Source organism: Methylobacterium sp. J-059 (genome assembly GCF_022829485.1).
In the GTDB taxonomy this organism is placed as follows: domain Bacteria; phylum Pseudomonadota; class Alphaproteobacteria; order Rhizobiales; family Beijerinckiaceae; genus Methylobacterium.
The window spans coordinates 52,496-75,097 of sequence record NZ_JAKSYA010000034.1 but is presented as its reverse complement, the minus strand read 5'-3'; the positions used below and the strand labels follow the sequence as shown (position 1 = coordinate 75,097).

17 protein-coding genes are annotated in these 22,602 nt (G+C 72.1%); 4 read left to right on the top strand and 13 right to left on the bottom strand.

Features of this window, described 5'->3' with window-relative positions; all coding sequences use genetic code 11:
- Positions 1-17 precede the first annotated feature (17 nt).
- The 3 genes from MKK55_RS02810 to MKK55_RS02800 form a co-directional block, all read right to left on the bottom strand.
- Entirely contained in the window at positions 18-2,843 is a 2,826-nt protein-coding gene (locus tag MKK55_RS02810; RefSeq protein ID WP_243933177.1) for a PAS domain-containing protein, read from the bottom strand.
- Between the two features lie 63 nt (positions 2,844-2,906).
- The gene (locus tag MKK55_RS02805; RefSeq protein ID WP_243933176.1) at positions 2,907-3,704 is read right to left on the bottom strand and encodes a Crp/Fnr family transcriptional regulator; all 798 of its coding nucleotides are present in this window, start codon (positions 3,702-3,704) and stop codon (positions 2,907-2,909) included.
- A gap of 176 nt (positions 3,705-3,880) precedes the next feature.
- Complete coding sequence (locus MKK55_RS02800; protein ID WP_243933174.1) at positions 3,881-4,741, bottom strand: glycoside hydrolase family 25 protein; 861 nt, start codon at positions 4,739-4,741, stop codon at positions 3,881-3,883.
- A gap of 203 nt (positions 4,742-4,944) precedes the next feature.
- Between MKK55_RS02800 and MKK55_RS02795 the strand changes: the two genes are divergently transcribed.
- Entirely contained in the window at positions 4,945-5,388 is a 444-nt protein-coding gene (locus MKK55_RS02795) for a DUF488 family protein (protein WP_147841730.1), read from the top strand.
- Positions 5,389-5,483: 95 nt separating this feature from the next.
- On the opposite strand, the gene mntR is transcribed toward MKK55_RS02795, so the two are convergent.
- Positions 5,484-5,936 carry a manganese-binding transcriptional regulator MntR gene (mntR, locus tag MKK55_RS02790; protein WP_147727183.1) on the bottom strand — a complete coding sequence of 151 codons (453 nt, stop codon included), beginning with the start codon at positions 5,934-5,936 and terminating at the stop codon, positions 5,484-5,486.
- A 245-nt stretch (positions 5,937-6,181) separates the two neighbouring features.
- Here mntR and MKK55_RS02785 point away from each other — a divergent pair, with 245 nt between their 5' ends.
- The gene (locus MKK55_RS02785; protein WP_243933173.1) at positions 6,182-7,525 is read left to right on the top strand and encodes an Nramp family divalent metal transporter; all 1,344 of its coding nucleotides are present in this window, start codon (positions 6,182-6,184) and stop codon (positions 7,523-7,525) included.
- A 151-nt stretch (positions 7,526-7,676) separates the two neighbouring features.
- Complete coding sequence (locus MKK55_RS02780; protein WP_147727181.1) at positions 7,677-8,900, top strand: ABC transporter substrate-binding protein; 1,224 nt, start codon at positions 7,677-7,679, stop codon at positions 8,898-8,900.
- A gap of 277 nt (positions 8,901-9,177) precedes the next feature.
- On the opposite strand, the gene MKK55_RS02775 is transcribed toward MKK55_RS02780, so the two are convergent.
- Genes MKK55_RS02775 through MKK55_RS02760 form a run of 4 tightly spaced genes read right to left on the bottom strand, consistent with a single transcriptional unit; the run spans position 9,178 to position 13,233 of the window.
- Positions 9,178-10,131, bottom strand: coding sequence for a D-2-hydroxyacid dehydrogenase family protein (locus MKK55_RS02775; protein WP_210246705.1), 954 nt, complete (start codon positions 10,129-10,131; stop codon positions 9,178-9,180).
- A gap of 15 nt (positions 10,132-10,146) precedes the next feature.
- Positions 10,147-11,691 carry a PhnE/PtxC family ABC transporter permease gene (locus MKK55_RS02770; protein ID WP_147727179.1) on the bottom strand — a complete coding sequence of 515 codons (1,545 nt, stop codon included), beginning with the start codon at positions 11,689-11,691 and terminating at the stop codon, positions 10,147-10,149.
- The gene (locus tag MKK55_RS02765) at positions 11,688-12,356 is read right to left on the bottom strand and encodes an ATP-binding cassette domain-containing protein (RefSeq protein WP_243933172.1); all 669 of its coding nucleotides are present in this window, start codon (positions 12,354-12,356) and stop codon (positions 11,688-11,690) included. The genes MKK55_RS02770 and MKK55_RS02765 overlap by 4 nt, the downstream gene beginning before the upstream one ends.
- Positions 12,357-12,363: 7 nt before the next feature.
- Positions 12,364-13,233, bottom strand: coding sequence for a putative selenate ABC transporter substrate-binding protein (locus tag MKK55_RS02760; protein WP_243933171.1), 870 nt, complete (start codon positions 13,231-13,233; stop codon positions 12,364-12,366).
- 232 nt (positions 13,234-13,465) lie between these two features.
- Between MKK55_RS02760 and MKK55_RS02755 the strand changes: the two genes are divergently transcribed.
- Positions 13,466-13,672 (top strand): hypothetical protein, encoded by a 207-nt coding sequence (locus tag MKK55_RS02755; protein ID WP_243933170.1) that lies wholly within the window; start codon positions 13,466-13,468, stop codon positions 13,670-13,672.
- A gap of 57 nt (positions 13,673-13,729) precedes the next feature.
- Here MKK55_RS02755 and pgl read toward each other — a convergent pair whose 3' ends face one another.
- From pgl to MKK55_RS02730, 5 genes are all read right to left on the bottom strand, one after another.
- The gene (pgl, locus tag MKK55_RS02750; protein ID WP_243933169.1) at positions 13,730-14,461 is read right to left on the bottom strand and encodes a 6-phosphogluconolactonase; all 732 of its coding nucleotides are present in this window, start codon (positions 14,459-14,461) and stop codon (positions 13,730-13,732) included.
- Positions 14,458-15,438, bottom strand: a complete 981-nt coding sequence (gene gnd / locus MKK55_RS02745; RefSeq protein WP_243933167.1) for a phosphogluconate dehydrogenase (NAD(+)-dependent, decarboxylating) — start codon at positions 15,436-15,438, stop codon at positions 14,458-14,460. Before gnd ends, pgl begins: the two co-directional genes overlap by 4 nt.
- A gap of 97 nt (positions 15,439-15,535) precedes the next feature.
- Positions 15,536-18,385, bottom strand: a complete 2,850-nt coding sequence (locus MKK55_RS02740; protein WP_243933165.1) for a bifunctional transaldolase/phosoglucose isomerase — start codon at positions 18,383-18,385, stop codon at positions 15,536-15,538.
- A 171-nt stretch (positions 18,386-18,556) separates the two neighbouring features.
- A complete protein-coding gene (gene tkt / locus MKK55_RS02735; RefSeq protein ID WP_147841741.1) occupies positions 18,557-20,644 on the bottom strand; it encodes a transketolase in 2,088 nt (695 codons plus the stop codon).
- Between the two features lie 22 nt (positions 20,645-20,666).
- Complete coding sequence (locus tag MKK55_RS02730) at positions 20,667-22,559, bottom strand: glycoside hydrolase family 15 protein (protein WP_147841742.1); 1,893 nt, start codon at positions 22,557-22,559, stop codon at positions 20,667-20,669.
- Between the last annotated feature and the right edge of the window lie 43 nt (positions 22,560-22,602).

Below are 22,602 nucleotides of genomic sequence, written 5' to 3'. Positions count from 1 at the left end.
GCCGACCCGGGCGCGGCCTACTCCACGGCCTGGAAGCCCGACAGCGGTGCCTCGACGCGGCAGACGACCCCGTTGGGCTCGTAGGCGAGGCCGACCGCGCCCCCGACCGCGCCCGCGAGCCCGCGCTCGATCAGCCGCGACCCGAAGCCCTTCCGCGTCGGCGGCGCGACCTTGGGACCGCCGCGCTCGGTCCACAGCATCCGCACCATGGCGTCGGCATCGAGCGACCACGTCACGGCCACGCGGCCGCCGGGCACCGAGAGCGCGCCGTACTTGGCCGCGTTGGTGGCGAGCTCGTGCATCATCAGCGCCAGCGACAGCGCCGCCTTCGGGCCGACCTCGATCTCCGGCCCGTCGAGGGCGAGGCGCCCGGCCTGGCCGTCGTCGTGGATCGCCAGCGCCCCGGCGATCACCGCGGCGATGCCGGCGCTCTCGCGCGCGCCCGTCAGGAGGATGTCGTGCGCCTTGCCCAGGGCGATCAGCCGGGCGGCGAGCGCCTCCTTGGCGCTCTCGAAATCGGGGGCGTTGCGCAGGGTCTGCGACGCGATGGCCTGGACCATCGCGAGGGTGTTCTTGAGGCGGTGGCTGAGCTCGCGGTTACGGAGCGCCTGCTGGTCCTCGGCCTGGATGCGCCCGAGCGTGCCCCAGAGCCGCTCGGCGACCTCGCGCACGAAGGCGATCTCGCCGGCGGCCCAGGCGCGCGGCGCGCGGTCGTGGACGAACAGTACCCCGGCGAGCCGGCCGAGCCGCGTCAGCGGGACATTGATCGCGGCCCGTGCGCCCATGCCGGCATAGGCCGCGGCATCGCCGGCCAGCGCCGGATCGGCGATATCGGGGATCGCCTGCGGCAGGCCCGAGGCCAGGCGCGCCAGGGTCTCGGGGAAGGCGGTGAGCGGGCAGGGCGGCGGCGGGCCGGCCGGGTCGGCGTCCGCCGCGGTCCAGGCGGCCTCGACCTGGAACACGCCGCCCGCGACATCGACGGCGCCGTAGCCCGCCCGCGTCGCCGGAAGCGTCGCGCCGAGGATCGCGGCGGCGGCACCGATCGCCTCGGTCCGGCCCGAGGCGTCGCGCAGCGCGTCGCCCAGCGCGATGAGCGCACGGTGGCGCGCCTCGGTGGTGCGCTCCAGCGTGATGTCCTCGATCATCGCGGTGGTCTGGAGCCGGTCGCCCAGCGCCTGCGACACGAGGTTGACCCGGGCCCAGATGATGCGGCCGTCGGCACGGCGGTAGCGCTTCTCCAGGGTCTCGCGCAGGACCTCGCCGGCGGCGAGGCGCCGGTGCAGGGTGTCGCGCTCGGCCGCATCCTCCTGCGGGGTCCACAGCGTCACCGACCGGCCGACGATGGCGGCGGCCGGCGCGCCCCAGATGGCGCAGAGCTTGGCGTTGACGCTCAGCACCTCCAGGCTGTGCGGATCGAGCTGGACGATGCCGACGTTGGCGCCCTCGAAGATCGCGCGGACATCGGCCTCGGCGCGGTTGCGCTCGCTCAGGTCGAGCATCGCGCCGACCATGCGCACCGGCGTGCCGTCCGCGTCGCGGATCACGTAGCCGCGGTCGAGCACGTCGGCGTGGCGTCCGTCGGCGCGCAGGAAGCGGTATTCGAGGCTCCAGGCGTCGCTCCCGCCCCGGATCGCGGTGCCGAGCGCCGCCTCGACCCGGTCGCGGTCGGCCGGGTGGACCTGCGCCAGCCACCATGCCCCGGTGGCGGCCTCGCCGTCCGGGGCCCAGCCGTAGGCGGTCTGGAGCGCCTCGTTCCACGTGACCGTGTCGGCGACGAGGTCCCAGTCGCGGATCGCGTCGCTGGTCGCCCGCGCGATCAGGCGGTAGCGCTCGCGGACGGCCTCCGAGGCGAGGTCTGCGACCTTGCGCGCGGTGACGTCCCGGACGCTCCCGACGATCCGGTTGGCCCGGCCGCCGGCGAGCACCGGACGGCCGCAGATCGCGACCCAGCAGGGCGCATCGTCGGGCCGCGCCAGCCGGTAGTCGCCGCCGAACCGCCCGTCGCCCTCCGGGTCGAGGGCGGTGCGCAGGTCGGCGGCGGCGCGCATCCGGTCGTCCGGGTGGATCGCCCGCAGGAAGGTCCGCGCCAGGTTCGCCGGCTGCGCCGCGTCGAGCCCGAGCAGCCGGCGGGCGTGGGCATCGCAATCGAGGCGGTCGGCGAGCGGGTCGTAGTCCCAGATCCCGATCTCGGTCGCCTCGATCGCCAGCCGCATCAGCAGCGCGCTCTCGCCGAGGCGGACGGTGGTGGCGGCGCGCGCCGCGAGGGCTTGGCGCTGCCGGGCGAGGCGCGCCTCCCGACGGTCGAGGGCGGCGCGGCTCTCTAGCAGGCCGACCGTGCGGCGCCCGAGCGCCCGGAAGGCCGCCTCCTGGCCGGGCGCGAGGCCGGCGCGCGGCAGGGTGTCGAGGACGCAGAGCGTCCCGAGCGGGACGCCGTCGCGCGAGACGAGGCGGAGCGCCGCGAGGAAGCCGAACGGGAGCGCGCCTCCACCGGGCCCCGCGCCCCGGTCGGCGAGGACGCGGAGGTCGGGCAGGACGCAGAGGTCGTCTCGGAAGATGTCGCCGTGGGGGAGGACTTGTCCCTGGCGGACGCCTCCGCCCCGATCGAGCCCCCCTCGCGAGAGCAGCCGTGCCAGCGCCCGCCCGTCGGGCGCGGCGATCCCGAGGCGTGCCGCCACCGCCAAGCCGTCGCCGTCAACGAGGCCGAGGAAGGAGGCCGGCGCACCGAGGAGCGCACGCGCGAGCAGCACGGTGTCGTCGAAGCCGGTCTTGGCCGGATGCGCTCCGGAATCTACGCGGGGCGCGGCCCGCACCGGTCGGTCGGGAAGGGTGGACGGGGCGCTCACCGCGGCGTCCGCGGCGATCCGCACGCCGCGGCGGCCTCGGGCCGTGGGATGGGGAAGCGGGGTTCAGCGCGCCGCATCCCGCCTCCTTCCGCCCTCGTCGCGGTCGGTCGCCGCCGCGCGCTCCGACGCGCCGCCGACGGCGTGGATGCTGCCGAGCACGGTATCGTAGTGGCGGCGGACGACGCCGTGGCACTCGCAGGCGGCGTCCACCATCGCGGTGCGGTCGAGGATCGTGATGCGGCCGCGCCCGACGCGCAGCAGGCCCTGCGCCTGCAGCGTGCTGAGGATGCGGGTGAGATAGGTGCGCTGGACCCCGAGCATCGCGGCGAGCTGCTCGTGGGTCACGGGCAGCACGTCGCCGTCGATCCGGTCCTGGAGGGTCAGCAGCCAGCGCAGGCAGCGCGCCTCGATCGGGTGCAGGGCGTTGCAGGCCACCGATTGCAGCACCTGCGCCAGCAGGCAGTCGGCGTAGCGGGTGAACAGGGCGCGCAGGCTCGCCGAGCGGCGCTTGGCCTCCTGCAGGCGCGCCGCATCCAGGCGCAGGGCCGGTCCGCCGACCTGCACGACCGCGCTGGTGGAGGCGGGAACCCGGCCGTCGCTGACCGCGCCGCCGACGGCGCCCTCGCAGCCGATCGTGGCGGTCTCGGCGCTGCGGCCGTCCTGCATCGCGATCAGCAGGGTCACGACCGTCTGCCGGCAGGGAAACGTGATCGCGCCGACCTCGGCGCCGGCGGCGAAGAGCACGTCGCCCTTCTCGTAGGCGGCCGGCTCGAGATGCGGCGCCAGCAGGGCGCGGTCGGCGCCGCGCAGGCTCTCGAGCAGGCGATTGCCGTCGAACGGGGAGGAAGACGCGACCGACATGCGATTCGACGGTGGAGGGCGGATCGTCACAACCTACAGGAGCGACCCGGCCGCAGTCCGTCCATTAGTGGACAGAAGACGCGCAAATTCGATGATTTTTCGACATTTGCGCGCGGCTGCGCCGGCGCGATCGCGCGTCGGCGGGAAGCGCTTTCAGAGGGATGCCGGCCGGCTTTCTACTTGCCGGTGCAGAGGCCCTGCTCGGAGAGGCGGCGGTGCTCGCGTGGGTCGCAATCGGTCGAGAGGAACGAGGCCCACTCGGCCGGCGTACCGTAGAAGGCGTTGCGGTCGACGTCGCCGCGCACCCCCGGCACACGGCCGGTCGAGGTGAACTGCCACAGCATCCACTTGCGGTTGGCGAAGCGCTGCTCGGGCTCGGCTGCGGTCGAGCGCAGCCAATGCGGGTAATCCGGCAGCTCGCCCTCGAGCACGTCCTTGTGGAAGGTGATGTCGGTGTAGATGATCGGCCGCTTGCCGGTGTACCGCTCCATCTCCTCGAGCATGTAGGTCGTCATCGCCAGGGCCTGCGCCTTCGGCAGCTTCTTCGGGCAGGTCTGCGAATGGCCGTTCCACTCCACGTCCAGCACCGGGGGCAGGGCGGTCGGGTCGTTGGGGACGTTCTTCTTGAACCAGTCCATCTGCTCCTTGGCCGAGCGGCACCAGAACACGAAGTGGTAGGCGCCGCGCGGCACGCCCGCCTGGCCGGCGGCGTCCCAGTTGGCGCGGAAGCGGTCGTCGACGTGGTCGCCGCCCTCCGTCGCCTTGATGAAGGCGAACTGGGTGCCGGCGGCGCGCACCGAGGCCCAGTCGACCGGCCCCTGCCACTTCGAGATGTCGATGCCCTGGATCGGATGGCTCTTGGCCCGCGCGACGCCCGGATGGGGCTTCGCGTCGCCGTTCGTCGGGTAGAAGTCGTTGTTGGAGGCGCAAGCCGCGAGGCTCGCCAGAAGCGTCGCCGCCAGGATGCGCTTGGCGACCGCGCGCAGGCCGGCCGAGGTCGAGGCGAGATCCACAGGACGAGCATTCCTCAGCGACATCGATGCCCGGCCCGCCATCTGGTGAAGCGCCACAACAGAGCTATTCGATGGCCCCGGGGCGGTTAACAGACTTTTGCCGTCAATGCGGCGGAATTCCGGAACCCGTGTCGGACGAGACACATGACCGCGTGGAGCGCGTCCGCGCCGGCCCGCGCGCCGCGGGTTAAGTCACGCTGCCGCCTCGCTTCTTCGGAGGGCTCGGGTTGGGTAAGGTTCTGTTCACCATAGGTTACGAAGGGCTCGATCCGGAGCGCCTGACCGCCGCCCTCCGCGAGGCCGGATGCGGCCTGCTCGCGGACGTGCGGGCGGTCGCCAACTCGCGCAAGCGCGGGTTCTCGAAGGGGGCGCTCAAGGCCGGGATCGAGGAGGCGGGCCTCGCCTACGCCCACCTGCGCAGCCTCGGCACGCCGAAGGCCGGGCGCGAGGCGGCCCGCGGCCACGACGCGGCGCTGATGCGCAGGATCTACTGCGAGGCCGTGCTCGACACCGCCGACGGCGGCCTCGCCCTCGATGCGCTCGCCGGGATGGCCGAGGCCGCGCCGACCTGCCTGCTCTGCTTCGAGCGCGACCCCGAGCGCTGCCACCGGCGCGTGCTCGCCGAGCGCCTGGAAGCCCGCGGCTTCACCACCGTCGACCTGTTCGGGTGAGATCCGCCTTCGGAGGCGACGAGGCTCGGCCGCAGGCGCGAACGTGGGCCGCCGCTGCGGCGGATGCCTCCGACCCGGGTCGAAGGCGCCGAGCGTCACGCGTCGGGCCGGCCTTCGCAGAAGCGCCGGAACGCCTCCAGGGTCTCGCCGCTGACATGGTGCTCGATGCCCTCGGCGTCGCGCCGCGCCGTCTCGGGGCTGACCCCGAGGGCGCACAGGAAGCGCTCGACGATGCGGTGGCGCTCGCGCGCCTGGCTCGCGAGCGCCCGTCCGGCCTCGGTGAGGAACACGCCGCGATAGGGGCGCTGCTGCACGAGGCCGTCCTCGGCCAGCCGCTTCAGCATCTTGGCGACGGTCGGCTGCGCCACGCCGAGGCGGGCGGCGATGTCGACCTGGCGCGCCTCGCCGCCGTCGCCGATCAGGTCGGCGATCAGCTCGACGTAGTCCTCGACGAGCTCGGAGCGCCGGGCCTCGCGGGCCTGCCGGAAGCTCTCGACATGGACCTCCGGGTCGATGAGCGCGGGCTCGGATCGTGGCGGATCCTGCATGGTGCCGGCTCTCTCCCCCCTTGGGCAGGTCGCGCGGAAACGCTTTGCGGTTTCGCGCCCGAAGCCTGCGATCACACCCATAGGCCGGGCGGCTGCGGCGCAGGCAGCCTGTTTAGCAAAAGCGGCGCGGAAGGGGAGCCCCGGGCGCGCGCAAGATTCGATCTTGACCTTGAGCCCGAGCACATCTTTATAGCTCATGCTATAAAGGGCGCGGCACGGGGCCGGGCAGGATCGCGGCGACGTTCATGGACCAACCCATCGCGGACACGCCGGCCGGCGGCCGGACCGCACCGCAGCGCGACAGCCTAAGCCTGCGCACGGAGCGGCGCATCCGCGACGTGCTCGACGGGCGGGCCGTCGGGCGCGGCCGCTTCCTGCTGTTCACCGGGCCGGCCGTAATGGCGTCGATCGCCTACATGGACCCCGGCAACTTCGCGACGAACATCCAGGCCGGCGCCAAGTACGGCTACGGCCTGCTCTGGGTGGTGCTCGCCGCCAACCTCGTGGCGATGCTGTTCCAGGCGCTCTCGGCCAAGCTCGGCATCGTCACCGGCCGCAACCTCGCCGAGCTCTGCCGCGACGAGTTCCCAAGGCCCGTGCGGCTCGCGATGTGGGCGGTGAGCGAGCTCGCCGCGATGGCCACCGACCTCGCGGAATTCCTCGGCGGCGCGATCGGCCTGGCCCTGCTCACCGGGATGCCGCTGTTCGCCGGCATGGTGGTCACGGCCGTCGTCACCTACGCGATCCTGCTGCTCGAGCGCGGCGGATTCCGCTGGATGGAGATCGTCATCGGCGCGATGGTGGCGACCATCGGCCTCTGCTACGCGATCGAGCTGTTCATCGCGCCGATCGCCTGGGCCGACGCGGCCAGGGGGCTGACGACGCCGCGGATCCCGGACGCCGAGGCGCTGACCATCGCGGTCGGCATCATCGGCGCGACGGTGATGCCGCACGCGCTGTTCCTGCATTCGGGGCTGACGCAGGGACGCGGCGGGGTCCGCAACGACGCCGACCGGCGCCTGCTCCTGCGCTACTCGAACCGCGAGGTGGTGGTGGCGCTGGCGCTCGCCGGCCTGGTCAACATCGCCATGGTGATCATGGCGGCGGCCGCCTTCCACCTCGGCCACAGCGAGGTCGCCGAGATCGACCAGGCCTACAGGACGCTGACGCCGCTGCTCGGCCCGGCGGCCGCGGGCGCGTTCCTGGTCTCGCTGATCGCGTCCGGCGTCTCGTCCTCGGTGGTCGGCACGATGGCCGGGCAGATGGTGATGCAGGGCTTCCTGGGCTGGCGCGTGCCGCTGATCGTGCGGCGGCTGGCGACGATGGTGCCGGCCTTCGTGGTGATCGGGATCGGCGTCGACCCGACCCGCGCGCTGGTGCTCTCGCAGGTGGTGCTGTCGCTGGCGCTGCCGGTGCCGATGATCGCGCTGGTGCTGTTCACCCGCCGCCCGGACCTGATGGGCGCCTTCGCCAACCGGCGGGCGACGCGGGTCGCGGCGGTGGCGGGCGCGGCCCTCGTGCTGTGCCTCAACGCGGTCCTGCTGGCGCAGGCGTTCGGCGTGCCGGTCCCGGGGCTGGCGGCCGGCTGAGGCCTCCGGCCCGCGCGCACCCCGGTTACACACGGCCCGATCCGGCACGACGGACGGCTGACAGGCGGCCGCCTTTCGCGCTCAATGGCGTCCGGACGCGAAGGCCGAGCGGCGATGAACGCTGCCGGCGGCGTCCCTCGGGAGAGACGCCATGATCCGCCACCTCGTCACCGCGGCCGCCTGCCTCGTCGGCGCGCACGCGGCGCTCGCACAGGAGAAGACCGCCCCGACGGACCTCGCGCCCGTCAAGATCGGCGTGCTCAACGACCGCTCGGGGGTCTATTCCGACTCCACCGGCGAGGGCGCGGTGATCGCCGCGCGCCTGGCGCTCGAGGATTTCAAGCCGGCCGAGCACGGGCTGTCCGTCGAGATCGTCTCCGCCGACCACCAGAACAAGCCCGACATCGGCGCCGCGCTGACCCGGCAATGGTACGACCGCGACGGGGTCGACGCGGTGTTCGACGTGCCGACCTCCTCGGTGGCGCTGGCCGTCAACGCGATCACCCGCGAGAAGAACAAGGTCTTCGTGAATTCCGGCGGCGGCACGCCGGACCTCACCGGCGCGCAATGCACCCCCAACACCGTGCACTGGACCTACGACACGGTGGCGCTCGCGACCAGCAACGGCAAGGCGATGCTGAAGCGCGGCGGCGACACCTGGTTCTTCCTCGCCGCCGACTACGCCTTCGGCCTCGCGCTGGAGCGCGACACCCGCGCGGTGGTGCTCAAGAACGGCGGCACGGTGCTCGGCACCGTCAAGACGCCGTTCCCGACCGCCGACTTCTCGTCGTTCCTGATCCAGGCGCAGGGATCGGGGGCCAAGGTGATCGGGCTCGCCAATGCCGGGGGCGATGCCGCCAACGCGATCAAGCAGGCGCACGAGTTCGGCATCCGCGAGAGCGGGCAGGCGCTGGCCGCGCTGCTGATCTCCTCGACCGACATCCACGCCCTCGGGACCACGATCGCCCAGGGGCTGACGCTCACCGAGGCGTTCTACTGGGACCTCAACGACCGGACCCGCGCCTTCTCCGAGCGCTTCGCGAAGCGCGACGGCGGCCGCAAGCCCACCGCCTACCAGGCCGGCGTCTACGGCGGCTTCCTGCACTACTTGAAGGCGGTGGCAGCGCTGCATTCGGCGAAGGACGGCGCGGCCGTCGTCGCCAAGATGAAGGACATGCCGACCGACGACCCGCTCTTCGGCAAGGGCACGATCCGCGCCGACGGGCGCAAGATCCACGACATGTACCTGTTCGAGGTGAAGACGCCGGCTCAATCCAAGGGCGAGTGGGACCTCTACAACGTCCTGGCGGTCAACCCCGGCAACGAGGTGTTCCGCCCGCTGGCCGAGGGCGGCTGCCCGCTGGTGAAGGGGTGATCCCGGGGCAGCGCTCCATGGCGCCTTCTCCCAGGGGGAGAAGGGTGGGATGAGGGGCGTGACCTCTCCGTAGGGGTCTCATGCCTCGACCCGCGAGCGCTCGGGGTGGGGGAGCTTACTCCTTCCGCTCATCGGTGCGGAAGGGGCGAATCCGATAGCCTGGAACCCGAGAACCGGCGTGAGAGGTGCAGCCTCTCCGGACGACGCACGCCCCTCATCCTGTCCTTCTCCCCCTGGGAGAAGGGACCCGCGGGCGATCCGGCGACGATCGCGTCCGTCACTCGATCACCCGCACCGGCGCGCCGTCGAGAAACCCTTGGATGTCGGCCACCGCCTCGGTGAAGTAGGTGCGGTAGTTGGCCTCGCTGACGTAGCCGAGATGGGGCAGGGCCAGTAGGTTCGGCAGGCTGCGCCAGGGCGAGTCCGCCGGCAGCGGCTCGGTCTCGAACACGTCGAGGCCGGCTCCGCCGATCCGCCCCTCCCGGAGCGCGGCCTGCAGCGCCGGCCCGTCGACGAGGCCCGCCCGCGCGGTGTTGATCAGCAGGGCGTGGGGTTGCATCAGCGCCAGCGCCGCGGCGTCGACGAGCCCGCGGGTGCGCTCGCCCAGCACCAGGTGGATCGAGACCACGTCGCTCCCGGCCAGCAGGTCCGCCTTGGACGGCGCAAGCGCGACGCCGGCCTCCGCCGCCCGCTCCGCCGTGAGGTTCGGGCTCCAGGCCGAGACCGCCATGCCGAAGGCCTGGCCGATGCGGGCGACGCGGGTCCCGATCTTGCCGAGCCCCAGGATGCCGAGGCGGCGGCCGGCGAGATCCGCGCCCACGCTCGTCTGCCAGCCGCCGGCCCGGAGCGCGTTCGCCTCCGGCACGACGCGGCGGGCGAGGCCCAGGATCAGCGCCCAGGTCAGCTCCACCGGCGGCTCGGAACCGCTCGCCGTGCCGCAGACGGTGATGCCGCGTGCCTTGGCCGCCGCGAGGTCGATGCTCGCGTTGCGCATGCCGGACGTGACCAGGAGCTTCAGCTTCGGCAGGCGCGCGAGCAGGGCGGCTGGGAACGGCGTGCGCTCGCGCATCATCACCACGATCTCGCACTCGGCGATGGCCTCGACCAGCGCGTCCTGCGTCGCGAAGCCCGCGCGGAAGGTCCGCAGCGCGACCCGGTCCCGGACGGGAGACCAGTCCGCCAGCGTGGTGGCGACGCCCTGGTAGTCGTCGAGGATCGCGCAGTTGAGCATGGTTGGCATCCGATCTCAGGCCCGGGCGGGCGCCGGCGGGGGTCCCGTCACGGGGTCGGCGAGCCGCGTCGGCAGGGTGTTGATGCGCAACGCCGTCCGCAGCGCCCGCGACGCGGCATCGACCGCGACCGTCATCGCGGCGGTGGCCGCGATCAGCACCACGGCGACGTCGAGGCGCAATTCCGAGATCGCGGCGTCGACGTAGTAGCCGAGCGTCGCGACGCCGAGGATGCCGAAGATCGCGCTCTCGCGCAGGATCAGTTCCCAGCGGTAGAGCAAGTAGGCGAGGAACTGCCCGTAGAGCCGCGGCACGGTCTCGTAGGCGTAGAGGTTCAGGCCGCGCGGCGCGTCCGCCCGGTAGGGCAGCGCGTCGGCGTGGCGGCCCATCAGGTAGCCGATGATGCCGGCGTTGTGGATCGACAGCGCGAGGATCGCCGGCAGCATCGAGGGGCCGAGCATCTGCAGCAGCACGTAGGCGAGCATGTATTCCGGCGTCGAGCGCAGCACCACGAGGAGCACGCGCCCCGCGGGCGACCCGAACCGGCCGGAGAACCGGCGCGACACCAGCGGGAACAGCACGAGCGCGCCGAGGGCGGTGGCGACGAGGGCGATCTGCGCCAGCACCAGCGTCTGCACCGCGCCGGGGAGGATCTGCCCGGTGAGGATCGGCACGAACCAGGCCCAGAGGCGGGGCAGGGTTTCGGGATCGAGAAGGCTGGCGCCGCGCAGGGGCGCGGGGACGACGTCGTGGGTGAGGAAGCGGAGGAGGCTGGCGCCGACGTTCGTGGTGCCGATCGTGGCCGGCAGCGCCAGCGCGCTCGCCGCGATCAGCACCGGCACGGACCCCACCCGCACCCAGAGCCGGCGCGAGCCGATCAGCGCGTAGAACACCAGGAGCAGCGCGCCGGCCTCGGCGTAGCGCCCCTGTCGGAAGGCGGATTCGAGATAGAACCCCATGGTCGGCAGGCCGATGAAGCCGAGCACCAGGGTCGAGCGCATGGCGCATTCGAAGCGGTAGAGCGTGTAGTGCCGGAAGGACCCGGCGACCTCCGGCAGGCGGGCGTAGAGGAAGGCGGAGACGCTGCCCGTGCCCTCGGGCAGCACCCGCAGGGCCGAGAGGTCGGCCTCCTCGATGATCTCCGAATAGACCTTCGCGCAGATGCCCGCGTAGGGCAGGGCAATGGCGAGGATGCCGGTGGTGGCCGAGAGCCCGAACACCTGCATCAGCAGCAGCGCCCAGAACAGCTCGTGCACGGCGCGGAGCCCGGCGCAGAGGAGGCGGATGCTGCGGAACCGCGCGAAGGGAATCGCCAGCAGGAACCCGGTGCCGGCCCCACACGTCACGCCGAGCACCGCGAAGGCGACGGTGTAGACGACGCTCCAGCCCTCCACCGAGAGCAGGTCCGGCCGGATCAGCCCGGCCAGCAGGCGCTGGAGATCGGCCCAGGGGTTCAGGCTGGTGACGTGCAGGTCGGCGAGAAACAGCGCGGCGAGCGCCGCGGCCGCGAACCAGCGGCTGACGGCGGCGTAGCCCGGGGCGGAGCGCTGCCGCCCGATCACGCCGCCGCCTGGTAGAAGGGGCTCAGCGCGGCGGCGTCGAGGGTGCGGGCCGGCGCGTCCAGGACGATGCGGCCGGCATCCAGCACCACGATCCGGTCGGTGTGGGCGAGCGCCAGCGCGACGTCGTGGAGGGCCACCACCAGGGTCTCGTGGCTGCGGGCCATCTCGGCGAGCACCGCGGCGCCCTGCATCCGGTCCAGCGCCGAGACCGGCTCGTCGCCGACCAGGATCGGCCGGCCGTTGTAGAGCGCGCGGGCGACCGAGACCCGCTGCTGCTGCCCGCCCGACAGCGCGCCGGCCTTGTCGCGGATCTTCTCCGCCAGCCCGACGCGGGCCAGCACCGCGCGGATCTCGGCGAGGTCGGCGGCGGCGGGGAAGGCCAGGGTGCGCAGGTTGTGCAGGGTCGAGCGGCGGTCGAGCCGGCCCATGTAGACGTTGTGGAACACCGACAGCGTCCGCACGAGCGCGGCCGCCTGCGGCACCAGGGCGACCCGCTCCGGGGCCTGCGCCTGGATCAGGCCGATCAGCGTCGACTTGCCGGCGCCGGAACGCCCCATCAGCGCGACCCGCTCGCCCGCGCGGACCGTCAGGTCGATGCCGGAGAGCACCGCGCGCCCGTCGTAGGCGGCGCTCGCGTTCGTCAGCCGGATCGCAGGTTCGGCCATCGTCGGGTCAGTCGAGCAGGCCGGTCGACCGGCCCACCACGATCAGCGGCGCATAGGCCGCGTTGTCGACGGGGATGAACTTCGTGCGGCCGAACGGCTCGAGGATCGCCGGATCGGTGATGCCGACGAGCGCCGCCTTCAGCCGCGCGCTGAAGCCTTCGCCGTAGATCGCGTCGACGTCGCCGCGGACCGTCCACTGGTAGTCGGGGAAGGTCGGGCTCTCCCAGATCACCGAGACCGCCTTGGGGTCGACCTTGCCGGCCTTGGTGTCGAGATCCCAGACCGAGTAGTCGACCGCGCCGACGGCGAAGGCCCCCGACTGGACGAGCTGGATCGTCCGGCTGTGATCGCCCGAGAAGCCCACCGTCGGGAAGACCTGCTCCGGGGTCTTGCCGGGAAAGGCCTGCCGGATGAAGTATTCCGGCATCAGCCGCCCCGAGGTCGAGGCGCGCGAGCCGAAGGTGAAGCTCTTGCCGGCGATGTCCGTCGGGAAGTCGGCCGCCTTCGCAAGGCCGGTCTTCGCGTTGGCGATGAGGTAGGTCTTGAAGGCGGCATCCTCGGCCCCTTGCGCGATCGCCTGCGAGCCCGGCACGGCCTTGCGGGCCTGCACGCCGGTGAAGCCGCCGAACCAGGCGAGCTGCACCTGCCCGTTGGTGAAGGCGGTGACGGCCGCCGGATAGTTCTTCACCGGGATGTAGGTCACCGGCACGCCGAGCTTGCCTTCGAGGTAGGCCGCGACCTTGCCGAAGCGCTCGACCAGGCGGCTCTCGTCCTGGTCGGGGATGCCGGTGAACACGAAGGCGGGCTTGGCGCCCTGCGCCGTGGCCGGCCCCGCGACGGCGACGCCGGCGAGCGCCGCCAGGACCAGAATCCGCACCCCGTCGATCATAGCGTCCCTCTCGCCCGTCCCGAAGACGCCTGACCTAGCAGAGCACCGCCCCCCGACGCCATGGCCGCAGGTGCATCGCCGCCGCGGGACTTCGTGGGCGAGGCGCCCGCCTCGGATCTCCCCCGGTGCCGTCGGTCACGATGCCTCGAGCGGATGGATACCCGCCTGCCCGAAGCCCGTTCGGGCACGACGATCCCATCCTCGAGAAAGCCATCCCGACATGAAGACCCTCCTCCTCGGCGCGACGCTGGCCTTCGGCCTCCTGGCAGGATCGAGCCTACCGGGCCACGCCGCCGCCGGCGACGGCCTCGACCGCAACGCGGCCGCGACCGGCAACAGCACCTTCGCCGGCCAGCATCGGACCGCGCGCATGGGCAGCATGACGGCACGCAGGCCGATGATGCGCCGTCACCGCCGGCATCGCTGAGCCGATCCCCGCGGGCCGCCGGTCAGGGGCCGGCGGCGGCCCGCGGGGGCGGTCCCGTCACGCGGCCGCGGCCGCATCGAGCAGCCAGGCGATCCGGCCCTGGCTCGTCACCCGCCCGGCCGGGAGATCCTCGCCCGCGGCGAGCCGCCGGAGCGCCGCGCGCTTGCTCTCGCCGCTCACCAGGAACAGGACCAGGGCGGAGGACGCGAGCGCCGGATAGGTCAGCGTCACGCGGGGCACGAAGGGCGCGAGCCCGGCCTCGGGCACGGGGGCGACGAGCCTGGCCGTCTCGGACAGGGCCGGCTTGCCCGGGAACAGCGAGGCGGTGTGTCCGTCCTCGCCGAGCCCGAGCAGGACGCAGTCGAACAGCGGGCGGGCCGAATCGAGCCGGTCGGCGCCGTAGAATTCCAGGAGCGTGCGCGCGTAGGTCTCGGCCGCGGCCTCGGGCCCCGCGTCGGTCGGGATGAAGTGCAGGTGCGCCGCCGGCACCGCCGTGCCGTGGCCGAAGGCCTCGCGGACCATGCGGACGTTGCTGTCGGCGTGGTCCCACGGCACCGCCCGGTCGTCGCCGAAGAACCAGTGGACCCGGTCCCACGGCACGCGGCCGACATGGTCCGGGCCGGCCAGCAGCGCATAGAGCCGCTTCGGCGTCGAGCCGCCGGACAGGGCGATCGCGATCCGCTCGGATCGGGAGGCCTCGCAGGCGGCGATCAGGCGCTCCGCCGCCTCGTGGGCCACGGCGTCGGCATCGGGCAGGACCACGGCATCGGGCGGCAGCGCGGCCGTCATGACTTCTTGGGCTCCTGGTGCCCGCCGAAGCCCTTGCGCATCGCCGACAGCATCTTGTCGGCGTAGGAGGCGTCCTCGCGCGAGCGGAAGCGGCGGTAGAGGGCGTTCGAGAGCACGGTGGCCGGGACGGATTCCTCGATCGCCGCATTGATCGTCCAGCGCCCCTCGCCGGAATCCTCGACGTAGCCGGAATAGTCGTCGAGCTTCTCGTCGGTCGCCAGCGCGTTCGCCGTCAGGTCGAGGAGCCAGGACGAGACCACGCTGCCGCGGCGCCAGACCTCGGCGATGTCGCCGAGGTTGAGGTCGAACCGGCGCTCGGGCGGCAGGTTCTCGCTGTCGGCGTGCTTGAGGATGTCGAAGCCCTCGGCATAGGCCTGCATCAGCCCGTACTCGATGCCGTTGTGGATCATCTTGACGAAGTGGCCCGCCCCGCTCGGGCCGGCATGGATGTAGCCCTGCTCGGCGCGGGGGTCGCGCCCCTCGCGGCCCGGCGTCCGCGGGATGTCGCCGATGCCGGGCGCCAGCGTCGCGAAGATCGGATCGAGCCTGCCGACGGCGGCGGTGTCGCCGCCGATCATCATGCAGTAGCCGCGCTCCAGCCCCCAGACGCCGCCCGAGGTGCCGACGTCGACGTAGTGGATGCCCTTGCCCTTGAGCTCGCCGGCGCGGCGCACGTCGTCGCCGTAGAACGAGTTGCCGCCGTCGATGATCACGTCGTCGGCCTGCATCAGGCCGGACAGGGTCTTGACGGTTCCCTCCGTGATGGCACCGGCCGGCAGCATCACCCAGGCGGCCCGCGGAACGTCGAGCTTGCCGACGAAGTCCTCCAGGCTGTCGGCGCCGACCGCGCCGGCCTCGACCAAAGCCTTCACCGCCTCCGGGTTCTGGTCGAAGACCACCGCGGTGTGCCCGTCGCGGAGGAGGCGCCGGACGATGTTGCCACCCATCCGGCCGAGGCCGATCATGCCGAGCTGCATTGGTTTGGCACTCCGTTTGAGACTCTATCGGGGTCGGGCCCCTCATGCCCGGCGGCGCCCGCGTGGCGGAGCCGGGCGCGATCGTGCGTCGGGTCGCTCAGCCCGCGGCGGCGGTCAGGGCCGCGGCGATCCGCTTGAGGCCCGCCGGGACGTCGCCGCCCTTGATGTGGATCCGCAAGGCGCGGCGCCCGCGCTCGGACAGCACCGACAGGTCGCCGCGCGCCTGCGCCGCGACCACCGTGCCGAAGCCGAGCTTGCGCCCCGGAATCGCGAGATCCTCGGTCGGATCGGCGGTGATCTGCACGAACACGCCGCTGTCGGGGCCGCCCTTGTAGGCCTGCCCCGTCGAGTGCAGGAAGCGCGGCCCGAACTCGAGGCAGGTCGCCACGTGCTTCGCGTCGCGGATCGCGAGGCGGGCCTGCTGCAGCGTGGCGTGGTTCGCTGCGTTGCGCGGCACGTAGGCGAGCAGCGCCAGGTAGTCGCCGGCCTTGAGCCGGGCGACCTGCGCCTTGAGCCCGGCCTCGAGGCCGTCCGTCGCCGCCGGCAGCGCGCCGGCATTGGCCGGGTCGGCGTAGAGGGCGATGGTCTCGTCCTCGAACACCGGCGTCTCGGGCGGCAGCGCGCCGCTCGCCTCGGCGGCCTCGAACAGCTTCTTCGTCTCGATCTTGCTCGCCTCGACGTCGGGCTGGTCGAACGGGTTGATGCCGAGCAGGGCACCGGCCACCGCGGTCGCCATCTCGAAGCGGAAGAACTCCTGCGGCAGCTGCTCCACCGTGTCGAGGGTGATGCGCACCACCGGATGACCGTCGCGCTCAAGGCCGCGCAGGGTCTCGTCCTGGCGCTCGTCGGCATGGCCGTCGAGGCGCAGGTAGACGAAGACGCGGTCGTGGCCGTAGGCGGCCGGCACGTCGACGGGCTCGCCGTCGATCGGGATCAGGCCCTTGCCCTGCTTGCCCGTCGATTCCGCGATGAGCTGCTCGGCCCAGCCGCCGAAGCTCGCGATCGCCGGCGAGGCGACGATCGTCACCTTGTCGCGGCCGGCCAGCCCCGCGGTCCCCATCGCGGCGCCGAGGAGCACCCCGGGATTCTCGGTCGGCGGCACGGCCGGGCCGCAGGAGCGCACCATGATCCGCGCCCGCTCCAGGAAATCCTTCACGTCGATGCCGATGCAGGCCGCCGGCACCAGCCCGAAGGCCGAGAGCACCGAGTAGCGCCCGCCGATCTGCGGCACGCCGTGGAAGATCTGCCGGAAGCCGTCGGCCTCGGCCGCCTTCTCCATGGCCGAGCCGGGATCGGTGACCGCGAGGAAATGCTCGCCGGCCCGGTCGCCGACGACCGCCTTCATCCGCGCCAGGAAGTAGTCGCGGAAGACGTTCGGCTCCAGCGTCGAGCCGGATTTGGAGGCGACGATGAACAGCGTGCGCGGCAGGTCGAGGGTGGCCTCGAGCGCACGGACCTCGTCGGGATGGGTCGAGTCGAGGATCGAGAGCTTGGGGAAGCCGTCGCGGTTGCCGTAGGTCAGGCCGAGCACTTCCGGGCCGAGGCTCGACCCGCCCATGCCGAGCACCACGACGTCGCTGAACGCCCGGCTCCGCACCCAGGCCGAGAGCGCGGCGTAGGCGTCGGCGCGCTCCAGCTCGTCCTCGACGATGCGGAGCCAGCCGAGCCACTTGTCCTCGTCGGCGCCCGACCAGACCGTGGTGTCGTGCGCCCAGAGCCGGCGGATCGCGCCGCTCGCGCGCCAGGCCTCGACCGCCTTGCCGGTCTCGGTCGCGAGCGCGTCGCCGAGCTTGAGGCTCTGGCCGTCGAGCCGGTGGCCGAGCAGCGCCACGCGCTTGCCGGCGACCGCGCCGAGCAGCTTGTCGGCGGCGTCGATGAACAGCTGCACGCCCTCCTCGACCAGCTGCCGGGCCACCGCGTCGATGTCGATGCCGGCCTCGGAAAGGCGCGCCATCACGGCCTCCGCCCCGGCCACGTCCTCCTCGATCGCGTTGCGGACCTCGCCGTGGTCGCGGAACGCGTCCATGGTCGCCGGCGGCATGGTGTTGACGGTGTTCGGGCCGATCAGCTCCTCGACGTAGAGCACGTCGCGGTAGGCCTTGTTCTTGGTGCCGGTCGAGGCCCAGAGCAGCCGCTGCGCCTTGGCGCCCTTCTCGGCGAGCCCCGTCCACGCGACCTCCCCGAACACCGCCTTGTAGCGCTGGTAGGCGAGCTTGGCGTTGGCGATCGCGACCTTGCCCTTGAGGTGCTCCAGGGCGGCCTTCTGGTCGGGGTCGTTGGCCGCCGCGATCTTCTCGTCCAGCAGCTTGTCGACGAGCACGTCGATGCGGCTGATGAAGAAGCTCGCGACGCTGGCGATCCGCGAGACGTCGCCGCCGTTGCGGGCACGCTCCGCGAGCCCTTCGACGAAGGCGCGGGCGACCTTCTCGTACTCGCCCTGCGAGAACAGCAGGGTGACGTTGATCGAGATGCCCTCCGCCGTGAGCTGGCGGATCGCCGGGATGCCCTCCGGCGTCGCCGGCACCTTCACCATCAGGTTGTCGCGGCCGACCGCCTTGTGGAGCCTGCGGGCCTCCTCCAGCGTCTCCTCGGTCTGCAGGGCGAGGTAGGGCGACACCTCGAGGCTGACGTAGCCGTCGGCGCCGTCGGACGCCTCGTAGACCGGGCGCAGCACGTCGGCCGCCGCCTGGATGTCGGCGATGGCCAGGCCCTCGTAGAGGTCGATGACGCGGCTGTCGCCCTGCTCCATCACGCCCTTGAGGCTGGCATCGTACTCGTCGGAATGGCCGATGGCCTTCTCGAAGATCGACGGGTTGGAGGTGACGCCGCGCAGGCCGTCGTTCTCGACCAGCGCCTTGAGCTCGCCCTTGGCGATGAAGCCGCGGGCGACGAAGTCGAGCCAGACCGCCTGATCCTGTTCGGTGTGCAGGGCCTTGAGCGCGTTCATGTCGATGCCTCGCAGATCGTCGGTCTTCACGTCGTCGATGCCGGCCGGGCCTGGTCGGCCGGCCTCGGCGGGTCTGTCTTGGTCGGTATGTCTTGGTCGATATGTTCTGGGGATCAAACACACGACCCGGGTCTTGGCTCCGGCACGGAACGCAGACCCGGGTCGCGGCCGCTAGGGCTTGCGCGCGCCCCGGTGCTTGGCGATCTGGTCGCGGGCGGCCAGCAGCACCTTCTCCGGGGTGAAGCCGAACTTGGCCTGCAGGTCCTTGATCGGCGCCGAGGAGCCGAAGGTGTGCATGCCGATGATCGTGCCGGCCGAGCCCGCGTAGCGGTCCCAGCCGATCGCCGAGCCCTGCTCCACGGCGACGCGGGCCAGCACGGCCGGCGGCAGCACGCTCTCGCGATAGGCCTCGTCCTGGCGCTCGAACAGGTCCCAGGACGGCATCGAGACGACGCGCGCCGTCACCCCCTCCGCGACCAGGCTCTCGTAGGCCTGCATGCAGAGCTGCACCTCGGAGCCCGAGCCGATCAGGATCACCTCTGGCGTGGCGTCGCCGCCCGCGAGCACGTAGCCGCCCTTGGCGACGCCCGACGCGCTGGCGAACTTGGTGCGGTCGATCGTCGGCAGCGGCTGGCGCGAGAGGGCCAGCACCGCCGGCTGATCCTTCAGCGAGAAGATCACGCGGTAGGCTTCGGCCACCTCGTTGGCGTCGGCCGGGCGCAGCGTTACGAGCCCGGGGATGCAGCGCAGGCTCAGGAGCTGCTCCACCGGCTGGTGAGTCGGCCCGTCCTCGCCCACGCCGATCGAGTCGTGGGTGAAGATGTGGAAGACCGGCAGCTCCATCAGCGAGGCGAGCCGCACCGCCGGGCGCATGTAGTCGACGAAGACCAGGAAGGTCGCGCCGTAGGCCCGGAGGCCGGAGAGCCCGAGCCCGTTCACGATCGAGCCCATGGCGTGCTCGCGCACGCCGAAGTGGATGTTGCGGCCGCCCGGCTCGAACGGGGTGAGCGAGCCCGCCCCCTCGAAGGTGAGGTTCGACTTGTTCGACGGCGCGAGGTCGGCCGAGCCGCCGAGCATGAACGGCACGTGCTGGGCGATGGCGTTCAGCACCTTGCCGGAGGATTCGCGGGTCGCGAGCCCCTTGGCATCGGGCTCGAAGACCGGGATGTCCCGGTCCCAGCCCTCGGGCAGGCGGCCCTCGAAGAAGGCGTCGAGCGATTCCGCGTGCTCGGCGTCGGCGTCCTTGGCCGCCGTCAGGAAGCCCTGCCACTGGTCGTAGAGCTCGGCCCCGCGCTTGCCGATGTTGTCGGCGAAGTTCTGCTGCACCCCGTCGGGCACCAGGAACTGCGCGTCCTCCGGCCAGCCGTAGGCGCGCTTGGCGCCCTTGACCTCGTCCTCGCCGAGCGCGTCCGAGTGGGCCTTCGCGGTGTTCTGCTTCTTGGGCGCTCCGAAGCCGATGATCGAGTTGACGACGATGATGGTCGGCCGGTCGCTCGACTGCAGGAAGGTCTCGATCGCGGCCGAGATCGCGTACACGTCGTTGGCGTCGGCGACCCGCAGCACCTGCCAGCCGTAGGCAAGGAACCGGGTGGCGACCTCCTCGCCGAAGGCCAGCTCGGTGTGGCCCTCGATGGTGATGGTGTTGTTGTCGTAGATCCAGCACAGGTTCGACAGGCGCAGGTGCCCGGCGATCGAGGCGGCCTCGGAGGCGACGCCCTCCATCAGGTCCCCGTCCGAGCAGATCGCGTAGACGTTGTAGTCGAACAGCGGCAGGTCGGGCTTGTTCAGGTGCTCGCCGAGGTAGCGGCCGCCCATCGCCATGCCGACGGAGTTCGCCACGCCCTGGCCGAGCGGCCCGGTGGTGGTCTCGACGCCGGTGGTGAAGTGGTATTCCGGGTGGCCGGGGGTGCGGCTGTCGAGCTGGCGGAAGGACTTGATGTCGTCGAGCGTCACGGCCGGCGCGTTGCCGCCGTCGGTCTCGGCCACGTTGGCGAGGTGCAGCAGCGAATAGAGCAGCATCGAGGCGTGTCCGCAGGACAGCACGAAGCGGTCGCGGTTCGGCCAGTGCGGATGCGCCGGATCGTAGCGCAGGTAGCGGTTCCACAGGGTGTAGGCGACCGGCGCCAGCGCCATCGGCGCGCCGGCGTGTCCCGAATTCGCCTTCTGCACCGCATCGATCGCCAGCGTGCGGATCGTGTCGATCGAGAGCTTGTCGATCTCGGAAAGCGCCGTCTTGGGCGCGGTGTCTGCTCCGCTCATGGTGTCGTCTTTCCCGTTGTCGTCACTGCGGCGCGAGACTGCTCGCGACCGCGCGCGGATCGTGCTCACGCGAAACTTGCGCGCCCGGCCCGCGGCCGGCGGGCGCATCCGAATCGTCGGCGCCGCCCCGCTCCTTCGCAGGCCCTTCGGCCCGGCTGTAATTGAGGATGGTGTTCACGAGCGCAACATGCGTGAACGCCTGGGGGAAGTTGCCCACCAGCCGCTGGGCCTTCCCGTCGTACTCCTCGGACACGAGCCCGAGGTCGTTGCAGATGCCGATCAGACGCTCGATCAGCGCGCGGGCTTCCGCGCGGCGGCCGAGGCCGATCAGGTTGTCGGCGTACCAGAATGTGCAGGGCAGGAACGCGCCCTCGTTGCCGGGCAGCCCGTCCGTGGTCTGCCCTTGCGTGTCGTAGCGCAGGATGAAGCCGTCGCGCATCAGGTCCCGGCCGATCGCCTCGACGGTGCCGACCACGCGCGGGTCGTCCTGGGGCAGGAAGCCCATATGGGCGATCAGCAGCAGGCTCGCATCGAGCTGCTTCGAGCCGTAATATTGCACGAAGCTGTTGAGCTCCGGGTCGAACCCCTTCTCGCACACCTCCGCGTGGATCCGGTCGCGGATCGCCTTCCAGCGCGCGACCGGTGCGTCGGGGGCGCCGGGCTGGCCGGCGTGGCTGCGGATCGCGCGGTCGAAGGCGACCCAGGCCATGACCTTCGAATGGACGAAGTGCTTGCGGCCGCCGCGCACCTCCCAGATGCCCTCGTCCGGCTCGCTCCAGACCTTCTCCAGATGCGCGATGATCGCCAGGCCCACGCGCCAGCCGTCCTTGTCGGTCGGCATGCCGCGCATCCGCGCCTGATAGAGCGCGTCGAACAGCTCGCCGTAGACGTCGAGCTGGAACTGCGACACCGCGGCGTTGCCGACCCGGACAGGCTTCGAGCCCTCGTAGCCGGGCAGCCAATCGAGCTCGATCTCGGGCAGCAGCCGCTCGCCGGCGATGCCGTAGAGGATGTGCGCCTGCTCCGGATTCCCGGCCACCGCGCGCTGCAGCCAGTCGCGCCACGCCCGCGCCTCCTCGAGGAAGCCGCCATCCATCAGCGCCATCAGGGTGAAGGTCGAGTCGCGCAGCCAGCAGAACCGGTAGTCCCAGTTGCGGACGCCGCCGAGCGACTCCGGCAGAGAGGTCGTGGGCGCGGCCACGATGCCGCCGGTCGGCATGTAGATCAGCGCCTTCAGCGTCAGGAGCGAGCGCTTCAGCATCGCGTCCCAGGGCGTGCCCTTCGCGCAGCGGTCGGACCAGTCCCGCCAGAACTGGTCGGTGGCGGCCAGCACCTTGCGCGGCTCGATCGGGGGCGGGTCGTCCTCGTGGCTGGCGCCGTAGCTCAGGGTGAAGGCGACCGACTCGCCGGCATGGACCGTGAACTCCGAGACCGTGGTCTGCCCATGGCCCCTGAGATGCGCCTTGGTGCGCAGGACCGCCTTGTGCGGGCCCGAGATCGCTCGGAGGTCGCCGAGCTCGTTGTGCGACACCCACGGCACGGCCGAGCCGTAATCGAAGCGCATCGCGAGATCCATGCGCATCGCGACGCGTCCGTGCAGCCCCTCGACGAGGCGGATCAGGTGCGATCCGTCGCCGGCGGGCATGTAGTCGATGACCCGGACCTCGCCCTCGCGGGTCTTGTGGTGGGTCTCCAGCACGAGGCTGCCTTCGCGGTAGGCCCAGGTGGTCTCGACATGCCCGGCCTGCGGCGCGAGGCGCCAGAATCCGTGCTCCTCTGTGCCGAGGAGGGAGGCGAACAGGGCGGAGGCATCGAAGCGCGGCCAGCACAGCCAGTCGACGCTGCCCTGCCGGCTGATCAGCGCGGCGGTGCGGCCGTCGCCGATGAGCGCGTAATCCTCGATGCGTGCGGCCATGAAGCGGATCCGTCGCGGCCGGCGACAGCAGCCGTCCGATGCA